The sequence below is a fragment of the Streptomyces sp. 2A115 genome (assembly GCF_052245575.1).
GTDB lineage: Bacteria > Actinomycetota > Actinomycetes > Streptomycetales > Streptomycetaceae > Streptomyces.
This window is the reverse complement of record NZ_JBQQCG010000034.1, coordinates 21,281-38,628: the sequence shown is the minus strand read 5'-3', so window position 1 is coordinate 38,628 and position 17,348 is coordinate 21,281. Positions and strand designations below refer to the sequence as shown.

Genomic DNA, 17,348 nt, shown 5'->3' with positions numbered 1-17,348 from the left:
CGGATCGTGATCGACACGTGTGTGCACCTGTGGCGGAGGGTCCATATGGACCTCGTCCGCTATGCGGGCTGCGTGTGTCGGCCGTCCTGCTGAATTCGCTTCTCTCTTCCCTCTGCGCGCGCCACAGATGTGCTGCCTCGCGCTGTTACGCGAACACTCGTCAGGACGGTACCCGTGTCTGTGTCACCCTCTGCATTCGTTCCCTCTGTCTCCGCTCCGGTCCGCCCACCCACCCAGGCCGACCTGCTCGACTTCGTCCGGCGCACCGCCGCCGACGCCGAGCTGATCGCCTCGCTCCCGCTCGATCCAGAGGGCCGCACGTGGGTGCGTCTCGAGGGTCCCGGCGGCAGCGAGGCCTGGCTCATCGGCTGGCCGCCCGGCACGGGCACGGGCTGGCACGACCACGCCGAGTCGGTCGGTGCCTTCCTCACCGCGTCGGGTGAGCTCAAGGAGAACTCGCTTGCCGCCCGGCTCCCCACCGACGGCTGGAAGACCCTGGAACTCTCGGAAGGGATCGACCGCGAGCGGCGGCTGCCGACCGGCAAGGGCCGCGCCTTCGGCCGCCATCACGTGCACGAGGTGCTCAACGAGTCCACCGGGGAGCACGCGATCTCCGTCCACGCGTACTACCCGCCCCTGCCGCAGATCCGCCGCTACAGCCGCAGCGGTCAGATCCTGCGCCTTGAGCAGGTCGAGCGTCCGCAAGACTGGCAGTGAGCACCGAAACTCCCGTGGGAATCGACGAGTTGCTGGCGCAGGTCCGTGCGGATCTCGACCGGATCGAGGCCGACGCTGCTCACGATGCCTCGCGGGCGGGCGAGGCGCTGCTGGTCGACATCCGGTACGCGGCACTGCGCGAGCGCGACGGACTGATTCCCGGCGCCCTCGTCGTCGAGCGCAACGAACTGGAGTGGCGGCTCGACCCACAGGGCAGCCATCGTTCCCCCGAGGCCACGAGCCACGACCTGCACGTCGTGGTGTTCTGCAACGAGGGCTATGCATCGAGCCTCGCGGCGGCGTCCCTGCGGCAGTTGGGGTTGCATCGGGCTACGGATCTGGTGGGTGGGTTCCAGGCGTGGAAGGCGGCTGGGCTGCCGGTGGGGTTCTAGCCGCTGGGTCTCCGGCAGCTTCTTGGCTGCGGGGTCTCCGGCAGCTTCTTGGCTGCTGGGTCTCCGGTGGCTTCTCGGACTGCTGGGCTCGGGTGTCGCCCTTATGTCTCTCGCCCATACACGGCGCGACGTCTGTCGCCCATACACAGCGCGTCCTCTGCAGCATCTCCGAGTTACTGCTGTGGCGTTTCCGAGTCACTTCTTGGGCATATGTAGTGGTGGGGGTCCCTTCGTGTAAGGGGCCCCCACCATTGCGTACTACCCCTTACCCCTTACTCCTTGGCCGTCGCCGCCGTGACAGGGCGGGTCTGGAGAGCCACACGACCCGGCAGCGCGGTGGCGACGAGGGCGAGCAGTCCAGCAGCCGCGACCACCAGGACGTACACCAGGGGTGTGACCGCCAGGGCCGCGCTGCCGGTCATGCCGACGCTGAAGGCCGTGAGGACGGCGAGCGCGATGCCGCTGCCGAGGGCCGTGGCCAGGAGCAGGACCGACAGTGCCTCGGTCCGCAGCATCCGCAGTACCTGACGGCGGGTGGCGCCCGCGAGCCGGAGCAGGGCGAACTCGCGGACGCGCTCGGAGACCGACATGGCGAGCGTGTTGACGACGGCGATGGCGGTGAAGGCCAGGACGAGCCCCATGGCGAGGTAGTTGACCTCGGCGTTCGCCTGCTGACGCTCGGCGTGGAGCGAGTCGGCGGTGGCCGGCGAGAGAACCCGGACACCCGGGAACTTCCGGACGGCGGCCGTGAGTTCTTCCTGTGAACGGGTGGTGGAGACGAGGACCGTGGCCGCGAGCGGGTTGTCGACGTGGCGGGCGACCAGGTCGTGGGCCATCGTGAGGTCGCCGAAGCCGAGGCCCTTGGCGTATACGGCGGCGACGGTGAGGGTGGCGGGCATGCCGTCGCCGAGGGTGAGTTTCAGCGTGCTTCCGGGCTTCAAGTGGAGCTGGTCGGCGGCGAGTTCGCTTACCGCGACCGCGTCCTTCGTGAGCTTCGCGAGAGAGCCCGCGGTGACGTCGGGGTCCCAGGTGCGGGTGAGGCCGGCGGGCGTGACGCCCTGTGCCGCGTACTTGTCGAGCCCGACGCGGACGGTCGTGCGGACGACTTCGGTGGCGACGTCCTCGTCCGTACGCAGCTGCCGCGCGGCTTGCGCCGGGACGCCGGGGCCCTGTGCGGCGAGGACCCAGTCCGCACGGATGCCCTCGCGGGCCTGGGCGCGGGCTGCGTCACCCAGGGTCGGCTGGACGAAGAGGACGGTGCAGGTCATACCGATGAGGAGGGTGAGAGGGGTGACGACGGAGGCCATCCGGGCGGCGTTGCCGCGCAGGTTGGCGGTGGCGAGCTTGCCGCCCGGGCCGCTGAACCGCAGTGGGATGCCCAGGACCGCCGCGGCCGCCCTCACCAGGAGTGGGCCGAGCAGCGCCACGGCCGAGGCGAGGACCACAACGGCCAGGAAGGTCACGGGAGTCGAGGCCGGCTCAGTGCGCAGGACACTGAGGAGGGCGACGAGGACCGCTCCTCCGGCGAGCAGCATGAGCCCCGCGAAGACACGTCCCCAAGCGGGTCGAGTTCGCTCGGCCCTGGCCTCGGTGAGCGCCTCGGCCGGGCGAATCCGGGTGATACGGCGGGAGGAGACACGGGCGGCTGCCCAGGCGCCGAAGAGGGTGGTGGCGACTGCGGCGAACAGCGGGAGCACGCTGGTTGTGTGCTGAAGCGTGGCGGGGACGGCGCCCATGGCGACGAATCTGCCGTGCAGCCAGCCGCCCAGTGGCAGCCCCACGAGCGCTCCGGCGATGCCGGCGGCCGCGCCGACGAGCAGGGCCTCACGGCCGAGGAGCTTGCGGATCTGTCCTTGTGTGGCGGCGATGGCACGCAACAGGGCGAGTTCGCGGTGACGCTGCTGCACGGAGAGTGCGAATGTGCCGACGACCACGAGTACGGCGACGAGCAGGGACGTACCGCCCATCGCGCCGCCCATGCTGACGAGCTTGACGCGTGCGGCGGCCGCGTCCAGGAACTCGACGGGGCCTCGCTCGTCTCCCCCGCTGATCTGCGCGGTGGTGCCACGCAGCGCCTTGGCCACGGACGCTTCGAGGGTGGCCGTGTCCGTTCCCTTGGCCGGGATGACGCCGAAGGCCGTGACCTGGCCGGGGTGCGTGGCCAGCCGCCGGGCTTCGGCGGTGGAGAAGAAGAGCGAGGTCTGGTGGCGTATACCGTCTCCGGTGGGCGCCGCGATGCCGGTGACGCGGTATGTGCGCGGGCTCTGGGTGGACTGGACGGTGAGGTGGTCGCCGGGCCCTAGGTGGGCGCGGTCGGCGAGGAAGCGGTCGATGACCAGGTCACTGGGTGCCTGGGGAGGGGCGCCGACGGTGAGGATGTAGGGAGTGAGGGCCGCGGAGTCCCAGGCGTGGCCGTAGGCAGTTCGGTCGCCTGTTCCGTTGGGCGTCAACGGCTGGGCGAGGAAGGTCAGTTCGGCGATGACGCGATCGGCGCCGGGGACTTCGTTGAGCCTGGTGGTGAGGTTCTCCGGCAGCCAGGCCCGCTCGGCGATCGGCTTGGCCTTGTGCTTGGTCTTCGTCTTGCCCTTCTTGTGCTTGACGATGGTCTGGTGGACGTTCTGGTCGGCGGAGACCACGACGGGGGCGGCGGCGTAGCGCTCGGTGGCGATGGTGCCGCGCAGACCGGTTTCGAGGAGGGTGCCGCAGGCGGTGATGAGGGCGGCCGCGCACATCAGGGCGAGGAAGGCGCCGAGGAAGCCGCCTTTGCGGTGCCGGACGGTCCGCAGGGCATAGCGCAGCATCATGAGGTCTCGGCCCCTCTTCCGTTGTCGGGCGTGGAGTCGCCCGTGGCGTGGGTCTGGGTGGGGAAGGCGAAGAACCGGGTGAGCACGGTGCGTGCGTCGGCCGGGGTGTCTGCCTCGGGGCGCTTGTAGCGGTTGAGGAGCGCGATGTACTCCTCGAAGAACTCTTGGAGTTCGGGGAGCGTCAGCCGGATCGTGCCGCGTGAGTACGGGAAGGCGTCGGCCCATGGGTCGTCCACCGCGTCCCGCTGGAGCTGCTCGAAGAGTTCGAGATCGGCGGCGTACGCGTGGTGGTTCAACTCATCCATGACGAGCCGCATTTCGGTGCTCTGACGACTGCGCGGCGGAAAGCGGCGGTCGCCGGGGATGGCTCGCCACCAGCGTTCACGGCCGTGTCCGGCAGCCCCGGTCTCTTCGACGAAGCCGTACCGGGCAAGCTCGCGCAAGTGGTAGCTGGTGGCTCCCGTGTTGAGTCCGAGGGCCCGCGCGAGTGTCGCGGACGTGGCGGGGCCGTGCACAGCGAGGTGTTGCAGCATCCGCTGCCGTCGGGGCTGCGCGAGCGCTTTGAGTGCGGCGAGGTCGGAGAGCTCGATGGGAGCGCGCGCTGCTTCGATCGGCTTGCCCTGGGCGCGTCCCGCCTTCTCGAGATCGGGAGAGGTGCGGCCTGCTTCCGCGGAGTCGGTGGTGCCGGGTTCCTGTGCCATGCGTACACAGTCGCCTGTGCACAGAGACCTGTGCATTGCGGTGGTCCGGTGTCTTCGGCAGGGGGTTTACCCCACCCTCGGTCACGGCAATGGAAGCTCCCTCATGGGGGAGTGGTCACTCATCCGGGATCGGTACTCCCTTGCGGAGGCGACCGCCCCTGTCCCAGAACGCGATGGGCGCCCCCGCGCGTTCACCGTGTCCTGGGACTGGGGCGGTCGCAGGCCCCTCAGGGCCCGGGTCAGACTCCCTCGTCGCCGAGGAACTCCGTGTCCTCGCCCTCTTCCTCCAGCGCCTGCCGGACCACTCTGAGGGCCATGCCCTCGGAGTAGCCCTTGCGGGCGAGCATGCCCGCGAGGCGCCGTATCCGCTTGTCGCGGTCGAGGCCGCGCGTGGAACGCAGCTTGCGGGCGACGAGTTCTCGCGCGGTCGCCTCCTCCTGCTCGGAGTCGAGCTGCCCGACGGCCTCGTCGATCAGTGTGGAGTCCACGCCCTTGGTTCGCAGCTCCTGCGCGAGTGCCCGCCGGGCCAGCCCCCGGCCGTGGTGCCGGGACTCCACCCAGGCATCCGCGAAGGCACTGTCGTTGATCAAGCCGACCTCTTCGAAGCGGGATAGCACCTCGTCCGCCACGTCGTCCGGAATCTCGCGTTTGTGCAACGCGTCCGCGAGCTGTTTCCGCGTGCGCGGGGTCCCGGTGAGCAGGCGCAGGCAGATCGCCCGCGCCCGCTCAGCCGGGTCCCCTGGGGGCTCCCCCTCCTCGGCCCTCGACGAGGAAGGGGGGCCTCCGTCCTGTCGGCCGCCGGACGGCTCGCCGAAGCCACGCGGCCGGCCGCGGCCCCGTCCGCCGCGCGGGGCGCCGTCGCCCTGCGGCCCGTCGTCCCCGTACGACCAGCCACCGCCACCGCGCCGACCGGCGCCGCGGCGCGAGCCGCCGCTCGGCGCACCGTCGTCGTCCGGCTCCGCGCCGTAGCCGCGGTGCGGAGCCTCACCACGGCGCGGTCCGCCGTCCGGCCGGCCGTCACCCGCTGGATCGCCGTACGCACCCTGGGCGCCCCAGGTCCCAGTGCCGGACGGCCCGTCACTGCCGTACTCCCTGTCCCTGTCTCCCGCGGAGCCGTTGTCGCCCCCGCGCCCCTGCCCTTCGGGGGCGACGGGGTAGCCGTACTCCGCCCAGTCGGTTCGTCGCGTCACGGACTAGCTCTTGGCCGCCGCGGCCTTGGGCTTGACGACCTTGGCCGCGGGAGCGGGCACCGTCTTCGCGGCGTCGCCCGGGGCGGCCGAGACCGCCGCGTCCGCACCCGGCTCGGCGGTGGGCTTCTCCGGCTTCACGCCGACGCCCAGCTTCTCCAGGATCTTCTTCTCGATCTCGTTGGCGAGGTCGGGGTTGTCCTTGAGGAAGTTGCGCGCGTTCTCCTTACCCTGGCCGAGCTGGTCGCCCTCGTACGTGTACCAGGCGCCGGCCTTGCGGACGAAGCCGTTCTCCACGCCCATGTCGATCAGACCGCCCTCGCGGCTGATGCCGTGCCCGTAGAGGATGTCGAACTCGGCCTGCTTGAAGGGCGGGGCGACCTTGTTCTTGACGACCTTGACGCGGGTGCGGTTGCCGACCGCGTCGGTGCCGTCCTTCAGCGTCTCGATGCGGCGGATGTCGAGCCGTACGGAGGCGTAGAACTTCAGTGCCCGGCCGCCGGTCGTGGTCTCCGGGGAGCCGAACATCACGCCGATCTTCTCGCGGAGCTGGTTGATGAAGATCGCGGTGGTCTTCGACTGGTTGAGCGCGCTGGTGATCTTCCGCAGGGCCTGGCTCATCAGGCGGGCCTGCAGACCTACGTGCGAGTCGCCCATCTCGCCCTCGATCTCGGCACGCGGCACCAGGGCGGCGACGGAGTCGATGACGATGAGGTCGAGGGCGCCGGAACGCACCAGCATGTCCACGATTTCCAGGGCCTGCTCACCGTTGTCCGGCTGCGACAGGATCAGGTTGTCGATGTCGACGCCGAGCTTCTTCGCGTACTCGGGATCGAGGGCGTGCTCCGCGTCCACGAAGGCCACCTGGCCGCCGGCCTTCTGCGCGTTCGCCACCGCGTGCAGGGTCAGGGTCGTCTTGCCGGAGGACTCGGGCCCGTACACCTCCACCACTCGGCCGCGCGGCAGGCCGCCGACGCCAAGAGCGACGTCGAGTGCGGTCGACCCGGTGGGGATGACCTCGATGGGCTCGTTCGGCCGCTCGCCGAGGCGCATCACCGCGCCCTTGCCGAATTGCCGTTCAATCTGTGCGAGCGCGGCGTCGAGCGCCTTCTCGCGGTCGGTTCCTGCCATGGGTTCCACCCGATTTGCTTGAGTCGATCGCTTCACGTCAAAGACGCTAACGCCTGCCACTGACAATGCGCCCCGACGCCCATCCAGCCTGTGGATAACTCGGGCACTTCTCCACGAAATCCCCGTCGACATCCCGTCTCGGGCTTCGCCGGAGCCTCCATAAGAATGGATGTTCGATTTTGGTGTCAAGCGCACCACACGGCTTCGCGGGAGCGCTTCTCAGACCGTGACGCCTGCCTGCTTCCAGGGTCGTACGGGCGGTGCGCGGATGCGCTACACAGCGTCCTGCGGCACTTCGTCCGCGACCGGCTGCGCCTCCCTGGACCCCCGCAGCACGCGCCGTACGCGCGCCAGGAGGGTCCCCGTACCCCGCTCGCGACGCCCGTGCACGCGGGGGTCGTCCGTGACGTCGTACCGCTTCACGTACGCCCCCAGGAAGGCCTGCAGCGTGGCGACGGCCGGGATGGCGATCAGCGCGCCCACCGCGCCGAGAAGGGCGGTGCCCGCGATGACCGACCCGAAGGCGACCGCGGGGTGGATGTCCACGGTCTTCGCGGTCAGCTTGGGCTGCAGCACATAGTTCTCGAACTGCTGGTAGACCACGACGAAGATCAGCACCCACAGCGCGTACCAGGGGTCGACCGTGAAGGCGATCAGCATCGGCAGGGCGCCCGCGAGATACGTACCGATGGTGGGGATGAACTGCGAGACCAGGCCCACCCAGACGGCCAGCACCGGCGCGTAGTTCACGCCCAGGGACTCCAGCAGGATGTAGTGCGCTATGCCCGAGATCAGCGCCATCAGGCCGCGCGAGTAGATGTAGCCGCCCGTCTTGTTGACGGCGATCTCCCACGCTCGCAGGACCTCGGCCTGCCGGGCGGGCGGCAGCACTGAGCACAGCGCGCGACGCAACCGCGGGCCGTCGGCTGCGAAATAGAACGCGAACAGTGTGATCGTCAGGAGCTGGAAGAGCCCGCCCAGCACCTGCGTGGACACGTCCAGGACACCGGTCGCGCTGTTCTGCGCGTACTTTCGGAGCCAGTCGGAGCGCAGCAGGCCCTCCTGGACGTCGACGCGGCTGAGCTCCGTGTTGAAGGTCGTGTTGATCCAGCTGATCACCGAGTCGACGTACTTCGGGAAGTCCTCGACCATGTCGATGATCTGCCCCGCGAGCATCGAGCTGAGCAGCGTGATGAAGCCCGCGCTCGCGATCATCACGATGAGGAACACGAGACCGGTGGCCAGCCCTCTGCGCATGCCGTAGGAGGCCATCCAGCTCACCGCGGGCTCGATGGCGAGTGCCATGAAGAACGCGATCAGAATGTTGATCAGCAGTCCGGTCAGCTGGTGGAAGGCCCAACTGCCCAGCTGAAAACAGGCGATGAGGGTGAGGGCGAGCACCATGGCGCGCGGCAGCCAGCGCGGCATGCGGGAACTCCTGCCGGCCGGGCCTCCGGCCGGCGGCTCGGGGGGTGTCGTGCCGAGCGGGGATGCGTGCTGTCCGACCTGCGCGGTCTCATCTGTCGCTGCCACGGGCCAAGTCTCCCGCACGCCGCCGACAATCGGCCCCCGCCCTGGGATCTTCGTGCCTCGTCAGCGGTTTTCGTGCGGAACGTTCACTGCCGTGCACACCGCGCGCCATACGTCCTTCGCTTCCCGGCCCGCGTCCAGAGCCTGCTGCACGGTGCGTCCGCCGAGCTCCGACATCACGTGGTCGCGCGCGAAGCTGTCGGCGTACCCCGCACCGAAGTGATCCACCATCCGCTGCCAGAAGACCGTCAACCGCATGACTCCAGTATCCCGCCCCTGAGGGTGGGCCCGAGCCGGGACCCCTTGCCGAGAACGCTTTCCGCCCTACGGTCTGACTCATGGCCGAAACAGGAGCATCCCCACTCCCCCCGACGCCCCCGGCGCACACCCCCCTCGCCCGCGCCGAGCACTTCGTGTGGCTCACCGCGCGCGTGCTGGAGCAGCGCCGTTTCGCGTACCACTTCCTGGGCGGTGGTGCCGACGCGGTCGAGACCGCGTTGTCCGCCTACCTCAACGAGGACGGCGGTTACGGCCACGCACTCGAACCCGATCTGCGCGGCCCGGTCAGCCAGCCCCTGCACACCGGGCACGCGCTGCGCGTTCTGGACTCGATCGGGCGCTGCGGCGGGCAGCGGGTGGAGCGCGTGTGCCGCTATCTGACCTCCGTGTCGACCCGGGACGGCGCGCTGCCGGCGATCCATCCCAGTCAGCGCGGCTATCCGGCGGCCCCCTTCGTGCCGATCGTGGACGACCCGCCCAGCGAGCTGCTTGCCACCGGCCCTGTGGTGGGTCTGTTGCATGGCAACGAGGTGTGGCACGCCTGGCTGTTCAGGGCCACCGACTTCTGCTGGCAGGCGGTGGAGTCCCTGGAGAAGTCCCATCCGTACGAGATCGAGGCGGCCGTGGCCTTCCTGGACTCCGCGCCCGACCGCCCGCGCGCGGAGGCGGCCGCCGACCGGCTCGGCCGCCTGGTGCGCGAACAGCGTCTCGTGGCGCTGGATCCGGAACGTCTGGAGGCGTTCCCGGTGTCGCCCGGCTACGCGCCGGGTGAGCACCACTTCCCGTACGACTACGCGAAAGCTCCGAGCTCACTCGCTCGCGCGTGGTTCACCGACGAGGAGATGACGCGCTCCCTGGAGTTCCTGGCGCGCGGGCAGCGGGAGGACGGCGGCTGGCCGATCCGCTGGCGCCAGTGGGCGCCGGGCGCCGCCCTGGAGGCCCGCTCGATCGTGACGATCGAGGCGCTGCGCACCCTACGGGCGTATGGATTGGCCGTCGGCTGACGGTTCCTGGGCGCACCCGGAGGGGCAGCGCGGCGATCGCGAGGCCGCCCCTTCGGATCGACGACAGTTCCATACCAACCATACCAGTCCATACCAGTCCATTCGCCGACCTTGGCGAGCCGGTTGCCGACCGTGTTCGGGCGCAGTCCCCAGACTCCGTCGCATGGGCGGCCCGGAACCGGCACACGCGCGTACGGAACTCGGATCGGCCTGCAGTACACGGAAGCCGACTCCTCCCGGCCGCCGCCGTGCGCGCGTGCCGCCCGCCGTCAGCCCGTTATCGCCCGCACTCCCGCCGTCACCACCACGGCCGCGGCGACGACGAGCAGGAGGGGAACGCGCAGGAGCAGCACCACGGCGGCCGCGGCGAGCCCGGCGGCCTTCGCGTCCAGCACCAGAGCGCGGCCGTCGGCGAAGGTCTGCTGGGCGGTGAGGGCGGCCAGCAGGGCTACGGGCAGCAGGGCGGCCAGCCGCTGAACGAGCGGCCGCTCCAGGACACCCGCGGGAACCAGCAACCCGATCAGCTTGACGGCATAACAGCCGACGGCGGTCACACCGATCGCGATCCACATGCTCATCGGTCCTCCCCCGACGCGTCTTCGCTGGTGGGCTTCACAGCGCTCGTACGCGTCCTGCGGCGGCCCTCCGCCCAGAGGACGGCCGGAGCGGCGAGCGCGGCCACCAGCACCGGCACGCCGGCGGGCAGTATGGGCAGGAGCCCGAGCCCGAGAACGACCGCGAGCCCCGCGACGGCCCGCTCCATGGTGGTCTTGAGCATCGGCGCGAGCAGGGCCAGGAAGACGGCGGGACCGGCCGCGTCCAGGCCCCAGGCGTCGGTGTCGCCGATGGCTTCGGCGCCCAGCGCACCGAGCAGCGTGGTGAGGTTCCACAGCACATAGAGCGAGAGTCCGGTGACGGTGAAACCGATCCGCACACTGCGCCGCGTGGGCTGTGCGAGCGCCACGGCCGTGGTCTCGTCGATGACCCACTGGGCGGCGAACGGCCGCACCGCGCGCGGGAGGGCCAACAACTGCGACAGACGCAGCCCGTAGAAGGCGTTGCGCACTCCCAGGAAGAACGCGCCCGCCGCTGCCGTGAACGGGTTGCCCCCGCCGGCGAGCGCCCCCACGAGGGCGAACTGTGAGGCGCCGGTGAACACCAGGAGGCTGAGGGCGCAGGTCTGCGGCAGCGTGAGGCCGCTGCCCGCCGAGGTCACTCCGAAGGCGAAACCGGACAGTCCGACGGCCACCCCGACTCCGAGGGCGTCCCGTACGACGGCGGCGTCGGGTTTTCCGGGGTCTTCACTGCGTATGTCTGCGAGAGCTGTCTGTTCTGCCACGCCTGGGACCGTAGAAGATGCCGCGGCTGTGAGTCTTGTACGTTCTTGCGCTCGCGCTGGTACGCCCCAGGCGGCACGCCGACGATCCGGGTGAAGTGCCGGTTGAGGTGCGGCTGGTCGGTGAACCCCACAGTGAGCGCCGCCTCGGCGGGTGTGATGCCGGCGTCCAGGAGACGGCGTGCGCGGCGTACGCGGAAGTCGGTCAACCAGGTATGGGGAGGCATACCGTAGGTGTCCCGAAAGGCACGCAGCAGCGCGAAAGGGCTGGTGCCGAGGTCGGCGGCGAGCCGCTCCAGGCTGGGCGGCTGGTCCATCCGTTCCTCGAGAACCGCACGCGCGCGTGCGGCGACCCGGGCTCCCGCCGTCCGCAGGGCCCGCTGCGGCAGCGGCCCGCCGTTCAGTCGCAGCAACCGGGTCACGGCAACCCGCAGCAACGTATCGGCGGCCAGCGCGTTCCCCTCGTCAGCGGCACGCAGCACTTGGTGCACCAGCCCGGCGGCGTACGGGTCGTCGAGTACTGGACTCGTGAATCCCGGGGTGCCGCGGAGAGCTGTGGTCTCAGCGGCGATCTCCGCCACCAGGTCCGGCGACGGGTAGACCGCCCCGTACCGCCAGCCCTCGGGGACGCCCGCACGGCCCGTGTGCGGCGTATCGGGATTGACCAGGGCCAGAGAACCGGGTCCCGCGTACTGGTCACCGCCACCATGGTGGAAAACCTCGACACCGTCGGCGATCGCCGCGATGACGAAGTTCTCGTGCGTGTGCCGGACAAAGGTCTTGCGAACATACCGGGCCCGCAGCAGATCGACCCCGGGCAACTCCGCGTACTGCCAGTGCCGCGCCAGCTCCGTCCCCGCACCCGCCATGAATCCATTCTCCGGTATCACCGCACGGACCTTCTTCGCCCTCAGGGCAGCGACCGGACGACGGCACAGCTCCGCCGGACCGCAGCCGCCGCGCCAGGGAAGGGGCCGCGGGCCAGAGTGTCCGCCCGCAGCGGCTGCCGCGTCCCAGCCGGGTCCTTGAGATCCCACGCAATCGCACCAGACCGAGGACGGCTTTCCCTGGCCCGGCCTCGGTCCCACAACAACGACAGGCGCCCCACCCACCAGCACCCACCGCAGACAGGCGCATCACTGACCGGATGCATCCCCGCAGGTCAGCCGCATTGTCAGTGGCGGGGTGCAGGATGGACGCATGGTCAGCTCCGCACACCGAGCCCTGAACGGCTTCTCCCCCGCGACCCGCGGCTGGTTCACGGGGGCCTTTCCCGCGCCCACCGCGGCCCAGGCGGGAGCTTGGCGAGCCATCGGCGAAGGCTCGGACGTGCTGGTGGTCGCCCCGACCGGCTCCGGCAAGACCCTCGCCGCGTTCCTCGCCGCGCTCGACCAACTGGCCTCGACCCCGCCTCCCGCCGACCCCAAGAAGCGCTGCCGAGTCCTGTACGTATCACCGCTCAAAGCCCTCGCCGTCGACGTGGAGCGAAATCTGCGCAGCCCGCTGACCGGCATCCGGCAGGAGGCGGTGCGCCTGGGACTGCCCGAGCCCGAGGTGAAGGTCGGCATCCGCTCCGGCGACACCCCGCCCGCCGAGCGCCGTGCGCTGTCCACGCGCCCGCCGGACATCCTGATCACCACTCCGGAGTCGCTGTTCCTGATGCTCACGTCGGCCACACGCGACGCGCTGACCGGCATCGAGACGGTGATCCTGGACGAGGTCCACGCGGTCGCGGGCACCAAGCGCGGCGCCCACCTTGCCCTGACCCTGGAGCGGCTCGACGAGCTGCTGCCGAGGCCGGCGCGCCGCATCGGCCTGTCGGCGACGGTGCGTCCGGTGGACGAGGTCGCGCGCTATCTCTCTCCCCACCGCAAGGTGGAGATCGTCCAGCCGCCGTCCGGCAAGGAGTTCGACCTCTCGGTGGTCGTCCCGGTCGAGGATCTGGCCGAGCTGGGCGGCTCCCCGGTGGCCGACTCCGACGAGGGTGCCGAGCGCCCGTCGATCTGGCCGCATGTCGAGGAGCGGATCGCCGATCTCGTCCAGGCCCACCGCTCGACGATCGTGTTCGCCAACTCGCGCCGCCTCGCGGAGCGGCTCTGCAACCGGCTCAACGAGATCGCGTACGAGAGGGCCACGGGCGAGCCCCTGGACGAGCACCATGCCCCGGCCGAGTTGATGGGCGGCTCGGGCGCGGCCCAGGGCGCTCCGCCGGTCATCGCCCGTGCCCACCACGGTTCGGTCTCCAAGGAGCAGCGCGCCCTCGTCGAGGAGGACCTCAAGGCGGGCCGTCTGCCCGCGGTGGTCGCCACCTCCAGTCTCGAACTCGGCATCGACATGGGCGCGGTGGACCTCGTCATCCAGGTCGAGTCCCCGCCCTCCGTGGCCTCCGGCCTCCAGCGCGTGGGCCGCGCCGGCCATCAAGTCGGGGCGGTCTCCACTGGCGTGGTCTTCCCCAAGTACCGAGGTGATCTCGTCCAGGCGGCGGTGGTCACCGAGCGGATGCGCACAGGCTCCATCGAGTCCCTCCGTGTCCCCGCCAATCCTCTGGACGTGCTGGCCCAGCAGCTCGTCGCCATGACCGCGCTCGACACCTGGCAGGTCGACGACCTCCTCTCGACGGTCCGCCGCGCCGCGCCTTTCGCATCGCTTCCGGAGTCGGCGTTCACAGCGGTGCTGGACATGCTCGCGGGTCGCTATCCGTCCGACGCCTTCGCGGAGTTGCGGCCGCGCGTGGTGTGGGACCGCATCGCCGGTACGGTCACAGGGCGCCCGGGCGCGCAGCGCCTCGCCGTCACCTCCGGGGGCACGATCCCGGACCGCGGCCTCTTCGGAGTGTTCCTCGCGGGCTCGGACCCCAAGAAGGGCGGCGGCCGGGTCGGTGAGCTCGACGAAGAGATGGTCTACGAGTCCCGCGTGGGGGACGTCTTCACCCTTGGCACCAGCTCGTGGCGCATCGAGGACATCACACGCGACCGTGTTCTGGTCTCGCCGGCGCCCGGCGTGCCGGGCAGGCTGCCGTTCTGGAAGGGCGACCAACTCGGGCGGCCGCTCGAACTGGGACGCGCGGTGGGCGCGTTCCTGCGCGAGGTCGGCTCGCTGCCCAAGGACGACGCACGGCTGCGGCTGCTCACCGCCGGCCTCGACGCCTGGGCGGCCGACAACGTCCTGTCGTACCTGGCCGAACAGCGCGAGGCCTGCGGCCACATCCCGGACGACCGCACCATCGTCGTCGAGCGGTTCCGCGACGAGCTGGGTGACTGGCGGGTCGTCGTGCACTCCCCCTTCGGCGCCCAGGTCCACGCCCCGTGGGCACTCGCGCTCGGCGCCAAGCTGTCCGAGCGGTACGGCATGGACGCCCAGGTCATGCACGCCGACGACGGCATCGTGCTGCGCCTGCCCGACGCCGACTTGATGGGCCTGGATCTGCTCGACCAGGAGCCCATGAAGCTGGGCACGGAGTACGACTCCGAACAGGCCCCCGTAGGCGCGGCGGACGTCGCCTTCGACAAGGGAGAGATCAACCAGATCGTCACCGACCAGGTCGGCGGCTCCGCCCTGTTCGCGTCCCGCTTCCGCGAGTGCGCCGCCCGCGCGCTGCTCCTGCCACGCCGCAGTCCAGGAAAGCGCACGCCGCTGTGGCAGCAGCGTCAGCGCGCTGCCCAACTGCTCCAGGTGGCCAGCGAGTTCGGCTCGTTCCCGATCGTCCTGGAAGCGGTCCGCGAATGCCTCCAGGACGTCTTCGACGTACCCGGCCTCACGGAGCTGATGGGCGACCTCGAGTCCCGCAAGGTGCGACTCGTCGAGGTCACGACACCGGAACCGTCACCGTTCGCACGCTCCCTCCTCTTCGGATACGTCGCCCAGTTCCTGTACGAGGGCGACTCCCCGCTCGCCGAGCGCCGCGCCGCCGCCCTGTCGCTGGACTCCCGACTGCTCGCCGAACTCCTCGGCCAGGCCGAGCTGCGCGAGCTCCTGGACGCCGACGTCCTGACCGAGCTGGAGCGCGAACTCCAGTGGCTCACCGAAGACCGCCGCGCCAAGGATCCAGAAAGCGTCGCCGACCTGCTACGGATGCTCGGCCCGCTCACCGACGCCGAGCTGGCCGAGCGCGGGGCCGAGCCGGGATGGGCCCGGGAGCTGGCCTCGGCCCGCCGCGCCATCCGCGTCCGGGTCGCCGGAGCCGACCACTGGGCGGCGATCGAGGACGCGGGCCGACTGCGCGACGCGCTCGGCACGGCACTGCCCGTCGGCGTCCCGGAAGCCTTCACCGAACCGGTCAAGGACCCGCTCGGCGACCTCCTCGCGCGGTACGCGCGCACCCACGGCCCGTTCACCTCGACCGCGGCGGCGGCACGCTTCGGTCTCGGTACGGCGGTCACCGAGGGGGCCCTGCAGCGGCTCGCCGCCGGCAGTCGTGTCGTACAAGGGGAGTTCCACCCGGCCGGGATCGGTCAGGAGTGGTGCGACGCGGCGGTGCTGCGCCGACTGCGACGTCGTTCGCTCGCCGCGCTGCGCCATGAGCTGGAGCCGGTGCCGCCCGCCGCACTCGCCCAGTTCCTCCCGCAGTGGCAGCACCTGGGCAACGGTCACGGCCTGCGCGGCATCGACGGACTCGTGCGCGCCATCGAGCAGTTGCAGGGTGCTTCGGTACCCGCGTCCGCGCTCGAAAAGCTCGTCCTGCCGTCCCGCGTCTCGAACTACGCCCCCGCGATGCTCGACGAGCTGACCGCCGCCGGAGAGGTGGTGTGGGCCGGAGCCGGTGCGCTGCCCGGCAAGGACGGCTGGGTCTCCCTGTACCTGGCGGACACGGCTCCTCTCCTCCTGCCGTCCTCGCATCCCCTGGAGCTGACCGCGCTCCACCAGTCGGTTCTGGACGCCCTCTCCGGGGGCTACGGCCTCTTCTTCCGCCAGATCGCCGATCAGGTCCGCGCCACCACGCACCCCGACGCCACCGATCCCCAACTCGCCGACATCATCTGGGACCTGGCCTGGTCGGGCCGGCTGACGAACGACACACTCAGCCCGATGCGCTCCCTCCTGGGCTCGGGCCGCACCGCGGGTTCCACCGCGCACCGCGCGAAGCGCACAGTGCCCCGCGGGCGGTACGGAAGTCTGACGGCCGCCGCACGACCCGCCTCCCGGACCGGCCCACCGACCGTCGCGGGCCGCTGGTCGCTGCTGCCAGGGCGCGAGCCCGACGCCACGGTGCGCGCCCACGCCCTGGCCCGCACCCTGCTCGACCGGCATGGCGTGGTCACCCGGGGCGCGGTCGCCGCGGAGGGCGTGGAGGGCGGCTTCTCGGCGGTCTACCGCATCCTGTCCGCCTTCGAGGACAGTGGCCAGGCCCGCCGTGGCTACGTGGTGGAGGGGCTCGGCGCCGCGCAGTTCGCGATGGACGGCGCGGTGGACCGCCTGCGCGCGGCCGCCAACGCCCGCGAACGGGGCGAGACCCTGCCCGATCCGGGGTTCCCGGGCGCTCCCCCGTCCGGCTACCCGAGCGCGCACACGCCGCCCTTCCCCGACGGCCCCGCACAGGGGCACCCGGACCCCTTCGCCGACGACGCCGCGGGATTCCCTGACGCGGACGCCCTCGGATCGGACGGCTCCTTCCTCGGGTCGGACGACTCCCCGTACTCCCTGGGCGACGCTTCCGAACGCCCCCTGACCGTTGAACGGCCCCTCACCGACGGACAGCCCTTTCCCGACGAACGCCCCTTCCCCAGCGCCTCGACGTCCGGCTCCGAGCGGAGCTACCCGACTCCCTTCGCCGACACACCCCGTAGGGCTCCGCACGCCTTCCCCGGAAGCCCCGCTTCCCGCGCCCGCGCCAGCAGTGCCAACCGTGCCATCGTCCTGGCCGCCGCCGACCCCGCGAACGCGTACGGCGCCGCCCTCCCCTGGCCCGAGCCCCCGACCGGCGCGGGTCACAAGCCCGGCCGCAAGGCGGGCTCCCTCGTCGTGCTGGTGGACGGCGAGCTGGCCCTCTACATGGAGCGCGGCGGCAAGACCCTCCTCGCCTGGCCCTCCACTCCGGATGACCCGGCACCGCACGACCCACGTCTGCGCATAGCCGCCGAGGCACTCTCAGCGGCCGCCCGCGCGGGTTCCCTCGGCACGGTCACGGTGGAGCGCGTCAACGGCGCCTCCGCGCTGACGTCCCCCTTCGGCACTCTCCTGGAAGGAGTCGGCTTCCACGCGACCCCTCGCGGACTCCGCCTCCGCGCGTGAGCCAGGCCGGTCTGGCGCACAGTTCCCCACCACGGCCGG

The 17,348-nt window shown here is 71.0% G+C and carries 14 protein-coding genes; 5 read left to right on the top strand and 9 right to left on the bottom strand.

Going from position 1 to position 17,348, the window contains the following annotated elements:
* The first annotated feature begins 6 nt into the window (after positions 1-6).
* The 3 genes from ACTWQR_RS27275 (at position 7) to ACTWQR_RS27265 (ending at position 1,109) form a co-directional block, all read left to right on the top strand.
* Positions 7-93 carry a putative leader peptide gene (locus ACTWQR_RS27275; protein WP_356162854.1) on the top strand — a complete coding sequence of 29 codons (87 nt, stop codon included), beginning with the start codon at positions 7-9 and terminating at the stop codon, positions 91-93.
* Positions 94-174: 81 nt separating this feature from the next.
* The gene (locus ACTWQR_RS27270; protein ID WP_443229809.1) at positions 175-717 is read left to right on the top strand and encodes a cysteine dioxygenase; all 543 of its coding nucleotides are present in this window, start codon (positions 175-177) and stop codon (positions 715-717) included.
* Positions 714-1,109: a rhodanese-like domain-containing protein gene (locus ACTWQR_RS27265; protein WP_443229808.1), complete on the top strand. Its 396-nt coding sequence runs from the start codon at positions 714-716 to the stop codon at positions 1,107-1,109. The genes ACTWQR_RS27270 and ACTWQR_RS27265 overlap by 4 nt, the downstream gene beginning before the upstream one ends.
* 272 nt (positions 1,110-1,381) lie before the next feature.
* Here the strand turns inward: ACTWQR_RS27265 and ACTWQR_RS27260 are convergent, their stop codons facing one another.
* The 6 genes from ACTWQR_RS27260 to ACTWQR_RS27235 all read right to left on the bottom strand — a co-directional run bounded on the left by ACTWQR_RS27260 (position 1,382) and on the right by ACTWQR_RS27235 (position 8,720).
* The gene (locus tag ACTWQR_RS27260; RefSeq protein ID WP_443229807.1) at positions 1,382-3,913 is read right to left on the bottom strand and encodes an FtsX-like permease family protein; all 2,532 of its coding nucleotides are present in this window, start codon (positions 3,911-3,913) and stop codon (positions 1,382-1,384) included.
* Positions 3,910-4,614, bottom strand: a complete 705-nt coding sequence (locus tag ACTWQR_RS27255; RefSeq protein ID WP_443229806.1) for an ArsR/SmtB family transcription factor — start codon at positions 4,612-4,614, stop codon at positions 3,910-3,912. Before ACTWQR_RS27255 ends, ACTWQR_RS27260 begins: the two co-directional genes overlap by 4 nt.
* Before the next feature lie 239 nt (positions 4,615-4,853).
* Positions 4,854-5,804, bottom strand: coding sequence for a recombination regulator RecX (gene recX / locus ACTWQR_RS27250; RefSeq protein ID WP_443229805.1), 951 nt, complete (start codon positions 5,802-5,804; stop codon positions 4,854-4,856).
* Positions 5,805-5,807: 3 nt separating this feature from the next.
* A complete protein-coding gene (recA, locus tag ACTWQR_RS27245) occupies positions 5,808-6,932 on the bottom strand; it encodes a recombinase RecA (protein WP_443229804.1) in 1,125 nt (374 codons plus the stop codon).
* A gap of 273 nt (positions 6,933-7,205) precedes the next feature.
* On the bottom strand, positions 7,206-8,465 hold the full coding sequence (locus ACTWQR_RS27240; RefSeq protein ID WP_443229803.1) for an AI-2E family transporter: 1,260 nt from the start codon (positions 8,463-8,465) through the stop codon (positions 7,206-7,208).
* Between the two features lie 60 nt (positions 8,466-8,525).
* On the bottom strand, positions 8,526-8,720 hold the full coding sequence (locus ACTWQR_RS27235; protein WP_443229802.1) for a DUF3046 domain-containing protein: 195 nt from the start codon (positions 8,718-8,720) through the stop codon (positions 8,526-8,528).
* 80 nt (positions 8,721-8,800) lie between these two features.
* Here ACTWQR_RS27235 and ACTWQR_RS27230 point away from each other — a divergent pair, with 80 nt between their 5' ends.
* Entirely contained in the window at positions 8,801-9,745 is a 945-nt protein-coding gene (locus ACTWQR_RS27230; RefSeq protein WP_443229801.1) for a hypothetical protein, read from the top strand.
* Positions 9,746-10,014: 269 nt separating this feature from the next.
* Here the strand turns inward: ACTWQR_RS27230 and ACTWQR_RS27225 are convergent, their stop codons facing one another.
* From ACTWQR_RS27225 to ACTWQR_RS27215, 3 genes are read right to left on the bottom strand one after another with little or no spacing between them, the layout of a single operon-like run.
* Positions 10,015-10,323 (bottom strand): AzlD domain-containing protein, encoded by a 309-nt coding sequence (locus tag ACTWQR_RS27225; RefSeq protein ID WP_443229800.1) that lies wholly within the window; start codon positions 10,321-10,323, stop codon positions 10,015-10,017.
* Entirely contained in the window at positions 10,320-11,057 is a 738-nt protein-coding gene (locus ACTWQR_RS27220; RefSeq protein WP_443229863.1) for an AzlC family ABC transporter permease, read from the bottom strand. The genes ACTWQR_RS27225 and ACTWQR_RS27220 overlap by 4 nt, the downstream gene beginning before the upstream one ends.
* The gene (locus ACTWQR_RS27215) at positions 10,958-11,950 is read right to left on the bottom strand and encodes an AraC family transcriptional regulator (RefSeq protein ID WP_443229799.1); all 993 of its coding nucleotides are present in this window, start codon (positions 11,948-11,950) and stop codon (positions 10,958-10,960) included. Before ACTWQR_RS27215 ends, ACTWQR_RS27220 begins: the two co-directional genes overlap by 100 nt.
* Positions 11,951-12,281: 331 nt before the next feature.
* Here ACTWQR_RS27215 and ACTWQR_RS27210 point away from each other — a divergent pair, with 331 nt between their 5' ends.
* Positions 12,282-17,309 (top strand): ATP-dependent helicase, encoded by a 5,028-nt coding sequence (locus tag ACTWQR_RS27210; RefSeq protein WP_443229798.1) that lies wholly within the window; start codon positions 12,282-12,284, stop codon positions 17,307-17,309.
* Positions 17,310-17,348 lie beyond the last annotated feature (39 nt).

Coding starts and splice junctions, on each gene's coding strand:
- ACTWQR_RS27230 (WP_443229801.1), top strand. CDS start 8,801: ATGGCCGAAACAGGAGCATCCCCACTCCCCCCGACGCCCCCGGCGCAC.
- recA (WP_443229804.1), bottom strand. CDS start 6,932: ATGGCAGGAACCGACCGCGAGAAGGCGCTCGACGCCGCGCTCGCACAG.
- ACTWQR_RS27260 (WP_443229807.1), bottom strand. CDS start 3,913: ATGATGCTGCGCTATGCCCTGCGGACCGTCCGGCACCGCAAAGGCGGC.
- ACTWQR_RS27210 (WP_443229798.1), top strand. CDS start 12,282: ATGGTCAGCTCCGCACACCGAGCCCTGAACGGCTTCTCCCCCGCGACC.
- ACTWQR_RS27255 (WP_443229806.1), bottom strand. CDS start 4,614: ATGGCACAGGAACCCGGCACCACCGACTCCGCGGAAGCAGGCCGCACC.
- ACTWQR_RS27215 (WP_443229799.1), bottom strand. CDS start 11,950: ATGGCGGGTGCGGGGACGGAGCTGGCGCGGCACTGGCAGTACGCGGAG.
- ACTWQR_RS27235 (WP_443229802.1), bottom strand. CDS start 8,720: ATGCGGTTGACGGTCTTCTGGCAGCGGATGGTGGATCACTTCGGTGCG.
- ACTWQR_RS27225 (WP_443229800.1), bottom strand. CDS start 10,323: ATGAGCATGTGGATCGCGATCGGTGTGACCGCCGTCGGCTGTTATGCC.